Below are 12,635 nucleotides of genomic sequence, written 5' to 3' on the forward strand. Positions count from 1 at the left end.
GCGGACGCTTTCCCCCATGCAATCTTTGGAAACCGCGCCGAACAGGCTCTATTGTAAAGACGTGCGGGCGCGGAAAAAGTTGCAGGCCGCCGGAAAGTTTGCAAACTTTCCGGCGGCCCTGCGGTATTTATTCCTTAGTATCTCCGAGCCGACCTTTTACGGGGCTGTCCAGCGCGTTTTGAACGGCCGCGCCATCCTTATATTTCTGCACTGCGACGGCGGTTTCCCGCACCGGGGCGATGGTGCCCGCTCCGGCCACGCAGCCGCCGGGACAGGCCATGCCCTCCAGCAGATATCCGTCCCGCTTTCCGGCCTTTGCAAGGGTGAGCATCTTGCGGCATTCCCGCAGTCCGTCACCATAGTCGATCAGCATTTCCCGCTCCGGGTCGATGCGCTTCACGGCCTCCACCACCGCGGCAGCCACGCCGCCGCCCACCGCAAAGCCCCGGCCCGCGCCGGTCGCCACGGTGAAATCGTCCGCCGGGTCCTCGGGGAGCTGGGAAAAGTCAATTTCCTTGGCATCGAACATGCCCTGAAGCTCCTCAAAGGTCAGCACATAGTCCACGTCGGACCGGATGGATTTGCGATTGGCCTCCAGTTTTTTGGCGGCGCAGGGGCCGATAAAGCAGATGCGTGCGTCGGGGTGTTCCTTCTTCACCATCCGGGCGGTAATCACCATGGGGGTCAGGGCCATGGAGATATAATCCTTAAAATCCGGGAAAAGCTTTTTTGCCATCATGCTCCACGCGGGGCAGCAGGAGGTGCCCATAAAGGGCTGCTCCGCGGGAACCTTCTCCAAAAAGTCCTCCGCCTCCTCGATGGTGCACAAATCCGCGCCCACGGCCACCTCCACCACGTCGGCAAAGCCGCAGGAGCGCATGGCGGCCTTCAGCTTTGCCGGAGAGGCGCCCTTTCCAAACTGGTTGACAAAGGCGGGAGCCACGCAGGCAATCACCCCATCATGGCGCTTCATGGCATGAATAATTTGAAAAATCTGGCTCTTGTCCGCAATGGCGGCAAAGGGGCAGTTTACCAGACACATGCCGCAGGAAACGCACTTATCATAGTTGATTTTAGCCCGGCCCCGCTCGTCGGATTCGATGGCGTCCATTCCGCAGGCGGCGGCGCAGGGCCGCTCCAGATTGCTGATGGCATGGTAGGGGCATTGGTTCACGCAGCGACCGCACTTGATGCATTTGCTCTGGTCGATGTGGGAGTGCTTCATCTCGTCAAGATAAATTGCGTCCCTGGGGCAGACCGCCTGACAGGGGTGAGACATACAGCCCTGACAGCTGTCGGTCACCCGAATCCGCTTGGTGGGGCACGCGTTGCAGGCAAATGAAATCACGTTTACCAGCGGCTCTTCAAAAAACTTGTCGTCTGCCGATGCGGCCTCCTCGATGCCTGCGCTGGCGGGTGCCCGCACGTCTGCGGGCTGGAGCGGCAATCCGCAGGCCAGTCGGACACGCTCCTGTACAATGGCCCGGGCCAAAAAGACGTTGCTGCGATACTGAGAATCTTCTCCGGGGACAATCTTGTAGGGAATCAGGTCAACGCGAGAATAATCCCCGCCTTCATAGGCAATCTTTGCCACCTCAGTAAACACGTTCCGCCGGATATCATCCACGGCGCTGTGAATGCCACGCACTGTTCTTTTCCTCCAAATGTTCGTCGTTTGTTTCGTTCTTTCCTCATGTACGTTAAATTATACAGGAGCAGGCAAACAACTGCAAGTGAAAAGTCTGACAATGTGGCATAAATTTTTTTACAATATGACGAAACTTGTTCAAATTCCGTCCTCTTTTGACCCTTTTTCCCATTTTATTTGTTAGGAAATGGGCAGGGTATTCTCTCCGCCCCCCGCTTTAACTGGAAAATTCAGCTTTTCTTAAGGTATTTTTACTATTCTGTTTCTGATAAAACACTGTTGGCCCGGTGCAGATTGACCTGACGGTTACAAAGCTTTATAATAAGTGCATTATTTGCTTTGTTCGCCGTTTTGGCGGCGTAAGCTCCGAAAAGAAAGGGGTTCCTCATGAACAAAAGACACAAGCGGGCGCTTCTGCTCCTGCTCCTTGCCGCAGCGGTACTGGCGGCAGTAGTGCTGGCGGTACAATCCGCAAAAAATCGCCGGAATCAGGAAGGGGCCGGGTCCTCGGGCACCACCTCCGGCATAATAAGCGACGGCGCGGCCTATAAGTCGATTTCCTACCACAACGGAAGCGCCACGCTGTCCTTCGCCCTGAATAAAGAAGGGGAGTGGTACTGGACCGACGATCCGGACTTTCCGTTGAATCAGGACTATCTCATCCAAATGACAACCACCCTCTCCACCCTGAAGCCCCAGCAGACCATCACCGACGGGGTCGGGCCGGAGGATTACGGTCTTTCGGAGCCCACCCGGACGCTGAGCGCCACCGCATCCAACGGGCAGCTCACCACGCTGTCTTTGGGCAACACCACCTCCGATGGAAACAGCTACTATATGCTGATGAACGAGTCGGAAACGCCGATTTTTATTATCTCCGGCGAGCTGGTAAAGGAGATGTCTGTGGGGATTTACGACATGCTTCTTCTGCCTGAGCTTCCAGCCCTGACAGAGGACCGACTGGGAACCGTCACCCTGACCGGGGCCGTGACAACCGAGCTGTCCGCCTTCCGTGCCCAGGCCCAGCCCGACGAAAGCGGGAGCGGGTCCTCCCCTGAAAGCGGAGACAGCGTCACATGGCTGTGCAACGGAGCAGACGTGACCGCCGACGAGCAGATGCAACGCGTGCTGGGTCAGCTTTCGGCGCTGCGTCTGGACGCCTGCGTGGACTACCGTCCTTCCGACGGAGCAGAGGCCCTGTGCGGTTTTGACGAACCCACCGCCACCATCACGGTAAACTACACCGGCGATGGCAACACCGCCCAGACGCTGACGCTGACCGTGGGCAATTCGGTGCTGAACGGCGACGGGCGGTACGTCCGGGTGAACGACGACTCCACCATTTACCGCATGGCAGCGGATAAGCTGGACGCGCTGCTGGCGGTGGCCAACAACGGACTGGACGCAGCCCCCGCCGGGGACTAACCGCCATCCTTGTCAATCCGGTGTCCGCGAAAGGCGCGGGGCTGTTCGTCCGTTTTCAGAATATTTGTAAAGGGGGTGCTTTTCCATGCGCGTTTTAATTGTGGAGGATGAGGTGCGCCTTGCCGCGACGCTGCGGGACCTGCTGGAGCTGAACGGCTACACCGCCGACCTGAGCCACGATGGGGAGAGCGGCCTTGACAACGCCCTCACCTCTATTTACGACGTAGTTTTGCTGGATGTGATGCTGCCTAAGCTCAACGGATTTGAGGTGCTCCGCCGTCTGCGGGCGGAGGGAAACGCCACCCCTGTCCTGATGCTCACCGCCCGCTCAGAGCTGGACGACCGGGTGCAGGGACTGGACAGCGGCGCGGATTATTACCTTACAAAGCCCTTTGAGCCCAAGGAGCTGCTGGCGGCCATCCGTGCACTGACCCGCCGGACCCCCGAGCTGCGGGACACCGCCACCCTGACCTGCGGCGATTTGAAGCTGGAGCAGTCCACCTTCACCCTCTCCTGCGCGGAGCGGTCCGTGCGGCTGAGCCGGAAGGAATTTGACATGCTGGAAATGCTGATGCTGAATCAGGGGTTGGTGCTGACCAAGGAAAAGCTGCTGCTGAAGGTGTGGGGCTACGAATCCGACGCGGAGGACAACAATGTGGAGGTCTATATCTCTTTCCTCCGGCGAAAGCTTCAGCACCTGCGCTCCACGGCAAAAATCATTACCCTGCGCATGGCGGGATACAGCCTGGTTCCGGAGGAGGAGACGCCATGATCCGAAGGCTCAGGCTTCAGGTGGTGGCGGTTTGCATGCTGCTGGTGACGGCGGTTTTGGGCGGCGCGTTCTTTTTCATGTATGCCTCCTCCAGAGACAACATCCGCGACAGCACGCAGGAGCTTTTACGCCGGGTCGTCGTCCGCGACCCCAGAGTGGACCGGGGACAGACCGGGGTCATCATCGGCGGAGATCAGGTGCAGCTTCCCTATTTCACCGTGGAGGTCTGGGGAAACACCGTCTACGTCACGGGCGGGACCTATTCCGACCTTGAAAATACCGACACACTGCGAGACATTCTGCAAAGCTGCATGGAACAGGAACGGGAGACGGGGAATATCCCGGCCTACAATCTCCGGTATCTGCGGGTGAACAGCGGGTTTTTCCAGCGCATCGCCTTTGTGGATGTCTCTATGGAAACCGCGTCGCTGCGCTCCATGGTCCGCTCCACGCTGCAAATCGGCGCAGCGGCGCTCCTGGTACTGCTGGGGATTTCCGTGCTGCTGGCCCGGCTGGTCACCCGTCCGGTAGGGCGGGCGTGGGACCAGCAGCGCCAGTTTTTGTCCGACGCATCCCACGAGCTGAAAACGCCCCTGACGGTGATTCTCTCCAACGCGGAGCTGCTGGACGGCGTTTCTCTGGAGGAGCGCCCCGCCCGCTGGGCGGACAACATCCTTTCCGAGGCGCGGCAGATGCGCTCTCTGGTGGAGGAGATGCTGACGCTGGCCCGGGCCGACAGTCTGGTCCGCACCGGCATATTTTCCGAGATTTCTCTCTCTGACGCGGCCACGGACTGCGCCCTTCTCTTCGAGCCGGTGGCCTTTGACGCGGGAAAAGCGCTGGACTGCGAGGGCATTTCCCCCGACGTGCTTGTCACCGGCGATGCGGACCGGCTGAAACAGGCCATTTCCGTCCTGCTGGACAACGCCATAAAATACGGCGCGGAGGGGACAAGCATCTCTCTTGCGCTTCGGAAAACGGACCGGCAGGCAAGGCTTCAGGTGTCCAACCAAGGGCAGCCCATTCCGCCGGAGCAGCTTCGCCACCTGTTTGAGCGGTTTTACCGGGCGGACGCCTCCCGGGGAGAACAATCCGGCTTTGGCCTTGGGCTTTCCATCGCCCAAAGTATTGCCGCAGAGCACAAGGGGACACTGCGGGCGGAATCGGACGAAGCCTCCACCCGCTTTATCCTGACGCTGCCACTGCTGCGGAAATAGCGGCTTGCCTTGCGCGGCTGCGCGTCCGGAGTTCAGACGCGCAGCCGCTTTTTTTATTCAGGCCTCGTACTGTTTTAAAAAGCGCGCATAATTTTTCCTTTTGGAGAAATCCTACCGAAAACAACATCGGAGGCGGATTATGGATATCACTCCCAAGGAATATGCGCAGCTTGTTAAGCAGGAATCGAAAAAATCCCCCATCGTGAAAAACACGGTTCTGGCCTTTGTCATCGGCGGACTGATCTGCGTGGTAGGCCAGCTGATTTTAAACGGCTGGTCCGCCGCCGGTCTTGACAAGGAGGACGCGGGCACCGCAACCTCCTGCACGCTGGTGTTTCTCTCCGCCCTGTTTACGGGGCTGAACCTTTATAACAAGCTGGCGAAATACGCCGGCGCGGGCACGCTGGTCCCCATCACCGGCTTTGCAAACGCCGTAGTTTCCCCCGCCATCGACTTTCGCAGTGAGGGTTTTGTCACCGGCATGGCGGCAAAAATGTTTCTGGTGGCAGGGCCGGTGATTGTGTTTGGCACGCTGGCCTCCGCCATTTACGGCGTGGTGCTGATGCTTTTGAAGTAAACCGCGAAAGCCCCTGCACTCCAAGGAAATACGGAAAAGAAGCAAGCCGCCGCAGCGAAGTGCGGCGGCTCTTTTTTCCTGTTTGGGCGGTGGGATTTTGATGCGTATTTTCCGGCGGCTTTTAACGTTTACATAACAGTGTGGAAAACCCGGTGGAAAATGTGCAAAACCCAGAAACGCAGGTCAATTCCCGGGGTGACAAACGGATTATGAAAAAGTTGGCTCCGGAACATTTCCGCCATAATACGCAATTTAGGACAGATAATTTCCGCATTTACCCCAGTCTTGAATTTTTTAACAGCGTATGGTACGATAATTCCGAATCAGAGGACAAAACGGAAAGGAAACAGGCAATGGCGTCAAAAAAGGACTATGGCAACGAAAGCATCTCCTCTTTGAAGGGCGCGGACCGGGTGCGCAAGCGCCCCGGCGTGATTTTCGGCTCTGACGGGCTGGAGGGCTGCGAGCATGCGGTATTTGAGATTTTATCCAACGCCATCGACGAGGCCCGGGAGGGCCATGGCAGTCTCATTACCGTCACGTCATATAAGGACGGCTCCATCGAGGTGGAGGACCAGGGCCGGGGCTGCCCGGTGGACTGGAACGAGAAGGAGAACCGCTGGAACTGGGAGCTGGTATTCTGCGAGCTGTACGCCGGCGGAAAATATGACAACAACACCGGCGACAACTATGAATACTCTTTGGGGCTCAACGGGCTTGGCTCCTGCGCCACCCAATATGCCTCCAAATATATGGACGTGACCGTCCGGCGGGACGGGAAGAAATACACCCTGCACTTCGAGCAGGGTGAAAACGTCGGCGGCCTGCACGAGGAGCCCGCGGACCGAGGCAAAAAAACCGGCACCACCATTCGGTGGCTGCCGGATTTGGACGTGTTTACGGACACCGCCATTCCCGCGGAATACTTCACCGACGTGATGAAGCGTCAGGCCGTGGTAAACGCAGGCGTTTCCTTCCGCTTCCGCAGGGAGACGGAAACAGGAAAGCTTGAGACCGAGGATTTCGTCTATCAAAACGGCATCGTGGACTATGTGACGGAGCTGGCGGGAGAGGGGAGCCTCACCGCCCCCATGTTCTGGGAAGCGGAACGCCGGGGCCGGGACCGGGTGGACAAGCCTGAATACAAGGTAAAGCTCAGCGCAGCCTGCTGCTTTTCAAATCGGGTAAATGTCACCGAGCATTATCACAACTCCAGCTGGCTGGAGCATGGGGGCAGCCCCGAAAAGGCGGCTAAATCCGCCTTTGTATCGGCGCTGGACCAGTATCTGAAACAAAACAGCAAGTACCAGAAAAACGAGAGCAAAATTACCTGGGCGGATATTGAAGACTGTCTGGTGCTGGTTTCCAACAACTTTTCCACCGCCACCAGCTATGAAAACCAGACGAAGAAGGCCATCACCAATAAGTTTGTGCAGGAGGCCATGACGGAGTTTCTGCGCAGCAATCTGGAGATTTACTTCATCGAAAATCCCTTTGACGCGGAGAAAATCGCCGAACAGGTGCTCATCAACAAACGCAGCCGGGAAAGCGCTGAAAAAGCCCGGCTGAACATCAAAAAGAAGCTCTCCGGCAGCATCGACATCGCCAACCGGGTGGAAAAATTCGTGGACTGCCGCTCAAGGGACGTGGCCCGCCGTGAAATTTACATCGTGGAGGGCGACTCCGCTCTGGGCAGCGTGAAAATGGGCCGGGACGCGGAGTATCAGGGCATCATGCCCGTCCGGGGCAAAATTTTAAACTGCCTGAAGGCAGACTACGCCCGGATTTTCAAAAGCGAGATTATTACCGACCTGATGAAGGTGCTGGGCTGCGGGATTGAGGTCAAGGACAAGCACGTAAAGGATTTGGCGGAGTTTGACCTGGGGAACCTCCGGTGGAACAAGGTCGTCATCTGCACCGACGGTGATGTGGACGGCTTCCAGATCCGCACGCTGATTCTCACCATGCTCTACCGTCTCACTCCCACCCTGATTCGCGAGGGGTACGTCTATATCGCGGAAACCCCCCTGTTTGAAATTCACAGTGGGGAAAAGACCTGGTTCGCCTATTCCGACAGGGAGAAAAACGACATTGTTCGGGATTTGGCCGGGAAGAAAATGAAGGTGGATCGGTCCAAGGGACTGGGTGAGAACGAGCCGGAGATGATGTGGCTTACCACCATGAACCCTGAAACCCGGCGGCTCATCCGGGTGCAGCCCTCCGATTTTGACGAGACAGCCCGGGTGTTTGACCTCCTGCTGGGGGACAACCTTCAGGGCCGGAAGGAGCACATCGCGGAAAACGGCTTTAAATATCTGGAAGTGGCGGACATTTCCTGACGGGTTTGCCGCCGATTTTTGCGCTGGCTCCCCACCATACCACAAGAAAGCAGGCGGCGGCCGCCGCAAATGAGGATTGATACGAATGCCAAAGAAGAAAAAACCGGAAGATGAAATCTCCCGGGAATTAAACCCCAATGTCCTTGGCCTGAAGGCTGCGGTGGAGGACCAGCCCATTGTGGACACGCTGGAAGTCAACTACATGCCCTACGCTATGAGCGTCATCGTCTCCCGGGCCATTCCGGAGATTGACGGGTTTAAGCCCTCCCACCGGAAGCTCCTGTACACCATGTACAAAATGGGGCTTTTAACCGGCGGGCGGACCAAGTCCGCCAACATCGTGGGCCAGACCATGCGCCTCAACCCCCACGGGGACGGGCCTATCTATGAGACAATGGTTCGTCTCAGCGCGGGATACAGCGCGCTGCTGACCCCTTTTGTGGACTCCAAGGGCAACTTCGGCAAGGTCTATTCCCGGGACATGGCCTATGCCGCCAGCCGATACACCGAAGCAAAGCTGTCGGCCATCTGCTCGGAAATTTTCCGGGACATCGACAGTGACGCGGTAGACTTCATCGACAACTACGACAACACCATGAAGGAACCCGCCCTGCTGCCCACCACCTTTCCCAACATTTTGGTTTCCGCCAACAGCGGTATTGCCGTGGGCATGGCGTCCCAATTCTGCGGGTTCAATTTAAAAGAGGTGTGCGACACCACCGCCGCTTATCTCAAAAACCCGGACTGCACCCTGACGGATACCCTTCTGGCCCCTGATTTTCCCACCGGAGGCGAGCTGATCTGCGAACCGGCGGCGCTGGAGGAAATTTACCGCACCGGACGGGGCGGCGTGAAGGTCCGGGCCAAGTGGCGCTATGTCAAGGACCAGAATCTGATTGAAATTTACGAAATTCCCTACTCCACCAGCATTGAGGCAATTCTCGACAAGGTGGCGGAGTTGATTAAGGCCGGAAAAATCAAGGAAATTGCCGACATGCGGGACGAGACGGACCGCACCGGCCTGAAGCTCACCATCGACCTCAAGCGGGGCACGGATCCGGACCGACTGATGGCCCGGCTTTTTAAAATGACCTCCTTGCAGGATACGTGCAGCTGCAACTTCAACGTGCTCATTGCCGGGATGCCAAAGGTTTTGGGCGTGCGGGCGCTGCTGGAGGAGTGGTGCGCCTGGCGGCGGGAGTCCGTCCGCCGGAGAGTGTTTTTTGTCCTTGGCAAGAAAAAAGAAAAGCTGCACCTGCTCAAGGGTCTGCGCCGGATTCTGCTGGACATTGACAAGGCCATCAAAATCATCCGGGAGACGGCGGAGGAGTCCGAGGTCATCCCCAACCTGATGATCGGCTTCGGCATTGACCAAATTCAGGCGGAATATGTGGCGGAAATTCGTCTGCGGAACATCAACAAGGAGTATATTCTAAAGCGGGTGCAGGAAACCGACGCCTTGCAGGACGAAATTACGGACTTGGAGGACTTGCTGGAAAGCCCTCGGCGCATCAAGAAAATCATCATCGACGAGCTGGAGGAGGTGGCAAAGAAGTACGGCCAGCCCCGCCGCTCCACCATCATTTACGGTCATGAGGTGGAGGATTTCCACGAGGAGGAGCAGGTAGAGGATTACCCGGTGAGCGTGTTCCTCTCCCGGGAGGGGTACTTCAAAAAGATTATTCCGGCCTCCCTGCGCATGAACAGCGAACAGAAGTTTAAGGACGGGGACGCACTGCGCCAGTCATTTGAAACCTCCAACGCATCGGAGATAATGTTCTTCACTGACAAATGCCAAGTCTACAAGTGCCGCATCTGCGACTTTGAAGACGCCAAGGCCAGCGTTCTGGGAGATTACCTCCCTTCAAAGCTTGGGATGGACGGGGAAGAAAGCCCAGTCTTTGCCTGCCTGCCCGGGGACTATGCGGGGGCGCTGCTGTTCTTTTTTGAAAACGGCAAGGCGGCCCGGGTAAATCTCTCGGCCTATCAGACCACCTCCAACCGCCGAAAGCTGACAGGGGCCTATTCCGATAAATCGCCCCTGTCCTCCATTCTGCGGCTGGACCGGGAGGAGGAGCTGGCGGTCTATTCCAGTGAACCGCGGGTTTTGATTTTCAACACCGCGCTGCTTTCCCCAAAAACCACCCGCTCCACCCAGGGCGTGGCAGTGATGACCATGAAGCCAAAGTACCACTTGGAACGGGTCGTTTTGCTGGAGGAAAGCGCCATCGTGAATCACAGCCGCTACCGCGTGCGGGCGGTGCCCGCCGCCGGAGCGCTGCTGCGGGAGGAGGACTGCGAGGAAAAGCAGATGGGTCTGCTGGACTGATGCGCAAGGCGCCGGGCTTTTTTATAAGGCCCGGAAGGAAGCTCAAATGGAAGGGGACGGTTTTATCGTCAGGAAAATGTTAAAAAGCTACGGAATCATGGCGCTGGGCTGCGCAATTTTCGCCCTGTCCTTTGACTGGTTTTTCGTGCCCAATCAAATTGGCGTGGCGGGTCTGACAGGCCTTGCCCAGATCATCAACGTCCTTCTGCCCTGGGCCTCGGTGGGCATTGTGACGGCGATATTGAACATTCCTCTGTTTTTCCTTGGGTGGAAGCTCATTGGGCGGCACCTTCTGGTTTCGTCCCTGTTTTCGATGGTGGTCAGCTCTCTTGCCATCGACGGGATTGCCCTGCTGTACAAATTCCAGCCCATGGACACCATGCTGGCCTGCCTTGTGGGCGGTGCCATGATGGGCGCGGGTCTGGGACTGGTCTTTACTCAGGGGGCCACCACCGGCGGCACGGACGTGATTGCCCGGCTTTTGGGCCTCAAGTTCCCCTGGCTCCCCATGGGCCGGCTGGTGCTGATTCCCGATTTTGTGGTGCTGGCGCTGGTGGCGGCGGTGTTTAGCAGCATCAATGCCGCGCTGTACGGTCTGGTGGCCCTGTTTGTCTCCAGCGTGGTCATTGATAAAATCCTCTACGGGCTGGACGAATCCAAGGTGGCCTATATCATCTCCGACAGCTGGCGCAAAACGGCCGACGCCATTCTGGCGCGGGATCGGGGCGTAACGCTGCTCACCGCCTCGGGCGCCTATACCGGGGATGAAAAGCAGGTGCTTTTGGTTGCCTTTAAGCAGCGGGAGATCGTGGAGATGAAGCGCATTGTCCACGAAGCGGACCCCCGCGCATTTATGATTGTCTGCAACGCCTACGACGTGTTGGGCGAGGGATTCGGGGAATACAAGAAGGAGGATCTATAATATGGCGGATCTGAAGAAAGCGGCGAAGAATCTGGAGGAACGGGGCTTTTCCGTGCGTCTGTTTGCGACGGGGGCCGAGGCGGCGGACTATCTCGACGGGGCCATCGACGGGAAAACGGTGGGCTTTGGCGGCTCCATCACCCTGCGGGACATGGGGGTGTATGAGCGGCTGGCGTCTCACAACAGCGTACACTGGCATTGGAAGGAATCCCCTGTTTCCACCGGGGAAGCGGCAACGGCGCAGGTATACCTTTCCTCTGTCAACGGTCTGGATGAGGACGGGACCCTCATTAACATCGACGGCAACGGAAACCGGGTGGCCTCCATGCTTTACGGCCACGAGAAGCTCTATCTGGTGGCAGGCCGCAACAAGCTGGCGGCTACTTACGACGAGGCGTTGTGGCGCGCCCGGAACATTGCCGCGCCGAAAAATGCCCAGCGTCTGGATCGGAAAACTCCCTGCGCCGTCAAGGGCGACAAATGCTACGACTGCAAAAGCCCCGAGCGCATCTGCCGGGGGCTTGCGGTTTTGTGGCGGCCTATGAGCGGCATGGAAACCGAAGTAGTTCTCATTGACGAGGACCTGGGCTATTAAGCCCACACAGAGAAAATTTCCGAAAAACTGCGAAGAATGCCGGCATTTGGCATAAACACCGAAAGAGAAGGGAGGTGCGGACGGATGAAACAAAGACTGTGCTTGTTGCTGGCGCTGTGCTTGTCACTCACCGGCTGCGCCTCTCTTCTGGATCGGGAATACAGCACGGCGGAGCCCCATTCCAACAAATTCTGGGAGAGCGAGGACTCCGGCACCCTGCGGGCGGAAAACTATCAGGACATCGTCAACGATCTGATGCTTCTCATCGGACGGCACACGGATCAGGCAGTCATCCGGTTTTACAGCTATGACGACGGGGTGAGCGTTGCCGATGCGCTGGAAAAGGCCGCCGCCGAGGTGCAGCAGGAGACGGCCCTTGGCAGCTACGCCCTCGAATACATCACCTCCTCCTCCACCCCCCAGCGGGGGTATTACGAGCTGTCCGTTCAGCTTGGTTACCGCCGCACGGCGGAGCAGATTGCCTCCATTGTCAACGCCACCAGCGCGGCGGCTTTGCAAAGCCTATTGGAGGCGGCGCTGGACGATGGCAAAACGGAGTTGGCGGTCCGCGTGGGCTACTGGCGGGCAGGGGACCGGGCAGGAGTAAATCAGACGGTGGAAACGCTTCGCGCGGAGCGGGAGCTGACCCACACACCGGAGTGGAGCATCTCCTATTACCCGGCGGAGGGATCCGTGGAATTGATTGAATTTAATCTCGCTTCGGAGGAGAATTCCGCGGAATCGGAGGGAATTTCGCAAATCCCGTAAAAAAGAGTTGACAGGCAGAGTGTTCTTTGCTAGAATAACTCTT

The 12,635-nt window shown here is 57.7% G+C and carries 10 protein-coding genes; 9 read left to right on the plus strand and 1 reads right to left on the minus strand.

The features are described from left to right. Positions 1 to 127: 127 nt before the first annotated feature. Positions 128 to 1,648 (minus strand): 4Fe-4S dicluster domain-containing protein, encoded by a 1,521-nt coding sequence (locus ABVS15_RS08435; RefSeq protein WP_369283291.1) that lies wholly within the window; start codon positions 1,646 to 1,648, stop codon positions 128 to 130. A gap of 387 nt (positions 1,649 to 2,035) precedes the next feature. On the opposite strand from ABVS15_RS08435, the gene ABVS15_RS08440 reads away from it, so the two are divergent. From ABVS15_RS08440 to ABVS15_RS08480, 9 genes are all read left to right on the plus strand, one after another. Further along, positions 2,036 to 3,073: a DUF4340 domain-containing protein gene (locus tag ABVS15_RS08440; protein ID WP_369283292.1), complete on the plus strand. Its 1,038-nt coding sequence runs from the start codon at positions 2,036 to 2,038 to the stop codon at positions 3,071 to 3,073. Between the two features lie 85 nt (positions 3,074 to 3,158). Next, positions 3,159 to 3,845 carry a response regulator transcription factor gene (locus ABVS15_RS08445; RefSeq protein ID WP_369283293.1) on the plus strand — a complete coding sequence of 229 codons (687 nt, stop codon included), beginning with the start codon at positions 3,159 to 3,161 and terminating at the stop codon, positions 3,843 to 3,845. After that, positions 3,842 to 5,062 (plus strand): sensor histidine kinase, encoded by a 1,221-nt coding sequence (locus ABVS15_RS08450; protein ID WP_369283294.1) that lies wholly within the window; start codon positions 3,842 to 3,844, stop codon positions 5,060 to 5,062. The genes ABVS15_RS08445 and ABVS15_RS08450 overlap by 4 nt, the downstream gene beginning before the upstream one ends. 139 nt (positions 5,063 to 5,201) lie before the next feature. After that, positions 5,202 to 5,639, plus strand: a complete 438-nt coding sequence (gene spoVAC / locus ABVS15_RS08455; protein WP_369283295.1) for a stage V sporulation protein AC — start codon at positions 5,202 to 5,204, stop codon at positions 5,637 to 5,639. Between the two features lie 353 nt (positions 5,640 to 5,992). Then, positions 5,993 to 7,978: a type IIA DNA topoisomerase subunit B gene (locus ABVS15_RS08460; RefSeq protein ID WP_369283296.1), complete on the plus strand. Its 1,986-nt coding sequence runs from the start codon at positions 5,993 to 5,995 to the stop codon at positions 7,976 to 7,978. An 85-nt stretch (positions 7,979 to 8,063) separates the two neighbouring features. Next, on the plus strand, positions 8,064 to 10,307 hold the full coding sequence (locus ABVS15_RS08465) for a DNA gyrase subunit A (RefSeq protein WP_369283297.1): 2,244 nt from the start codon (positions 8,064 to 8,066) through the stop codon (positions 10,305 to 10,307). A gap of 46 nt (positions 10,308 to 10,353) precedes the next feature. Beyond that, entirely contained in the window at positions 10,354 to 11,229 is an 876-nt protein-coding gene (locus ABVS15_RS08470) for a YitT family protein (protein ID WP_369283298.1), read from the plus strand. A gap of 1 nt (position 11,230) precedes the next feature. Further along, the gene (locus ABVS15_RS08475; protein WP_369283299.1) at positions 11,231 to 11,824 is read left to right on the plus strand and encodes a lactate utilization protein; all 594 of its coding nucleotides are present in this window, start codon (positions 11,231 to 11,233) and stop codon (positions 11,822 to 11,824) included. An 84-nt stretch (positions 11,825 to 11,908) separates the two neighbouring features. Beyond that, positions 11,909 to 12,592: a hypothetical protein gene (locus ABVS15_RS08480; RefSeq protein WP_369283300.1), complete on the plus strand. Its 684-nt coding sequence runs from the start codon at positions 11,909 to 11,911 to the stop codon at positions 12,590 to 12,592. Positions 12,593 to 12,635 lie beyond the last annotated feature (43 nt).

It is taken from the genome of Oscillibacter sp. GMB15532 (assembly GCF_041020825.1).
Lineage (GTDB): Bacteria > Bacillota > Clostridia > Oscillospirales > Oscillospiraceae > Oscillibacter.

Excerpts from the sequence above, each read along its gene's own strand:
- ABVS15_RS08450 (WP_369283294.1), top strand. The coding sequence starts at position 3,842 with ATGATCCGAAGGCTCAGGCTTCAGGTGGTGGCGGTTTGCATGCTGCTG.
- ABVS15_RS08470 (WP_369283298.1), top strand. The coding sequence starts at position 10,354 with ATGGAAGGGGACGGTTTTATCGTCAGGAAAATGTTAAAAAGCTACGGA.
- ABVS15_RS08445 (WP_369283293.1), top strand. The coding sequence starts at position 3,159 with ATGCGCGTTTTAATTGTGGAGGATGAGGTGCGCCTTGCCGCGACGCTG.
- spoVAC (WP_369283295.1), top strand. The coding sequence starts at position 5,202 with ATGGATATCACTCCCAAGGAATATGCGCAGCTTGTTAAGCAGGAATCG.
- ABVS15_RS08475 (WP_369283299.1), top strand. The coding sequence starts at position 11,231 with ATGGCGGATCTGAAGAAAGCGGCGAAGAATCTGGAGGAACGGGGCTTT.
- ABVS15_RS08465 (WP_369283297.1), top strand. The coding sequence starts at position 8,064 with ATGCCAAAGAAGAAAAAACCGGAAGATGAAATCTCCCGGGAATTAAAC.
- ABVS15_RS08440 (WP_369283292.1), top strand. The coding sequence starts at position 2,036 with ATGAACAAAAGACACAAGCGGGCGCTTCTGCTCCTGCTCCTTGCCGCA.
- ABVS15_RS08460 (WP_369283296.1), top strand. The coding sequence starts at position 5,993 with ATGGCGTCAAAAAAGGACTATGGCAACGAAAGCATCTCCTCTTTGAAG.
- ABVS15_RS08480 (WP_369283300.1), top strand. The coding sequence starts at position 11,909 with ATGAAACAAAGACTGTGCTTGTTGCTGGCGCTGTGCTTGTCACTCACC.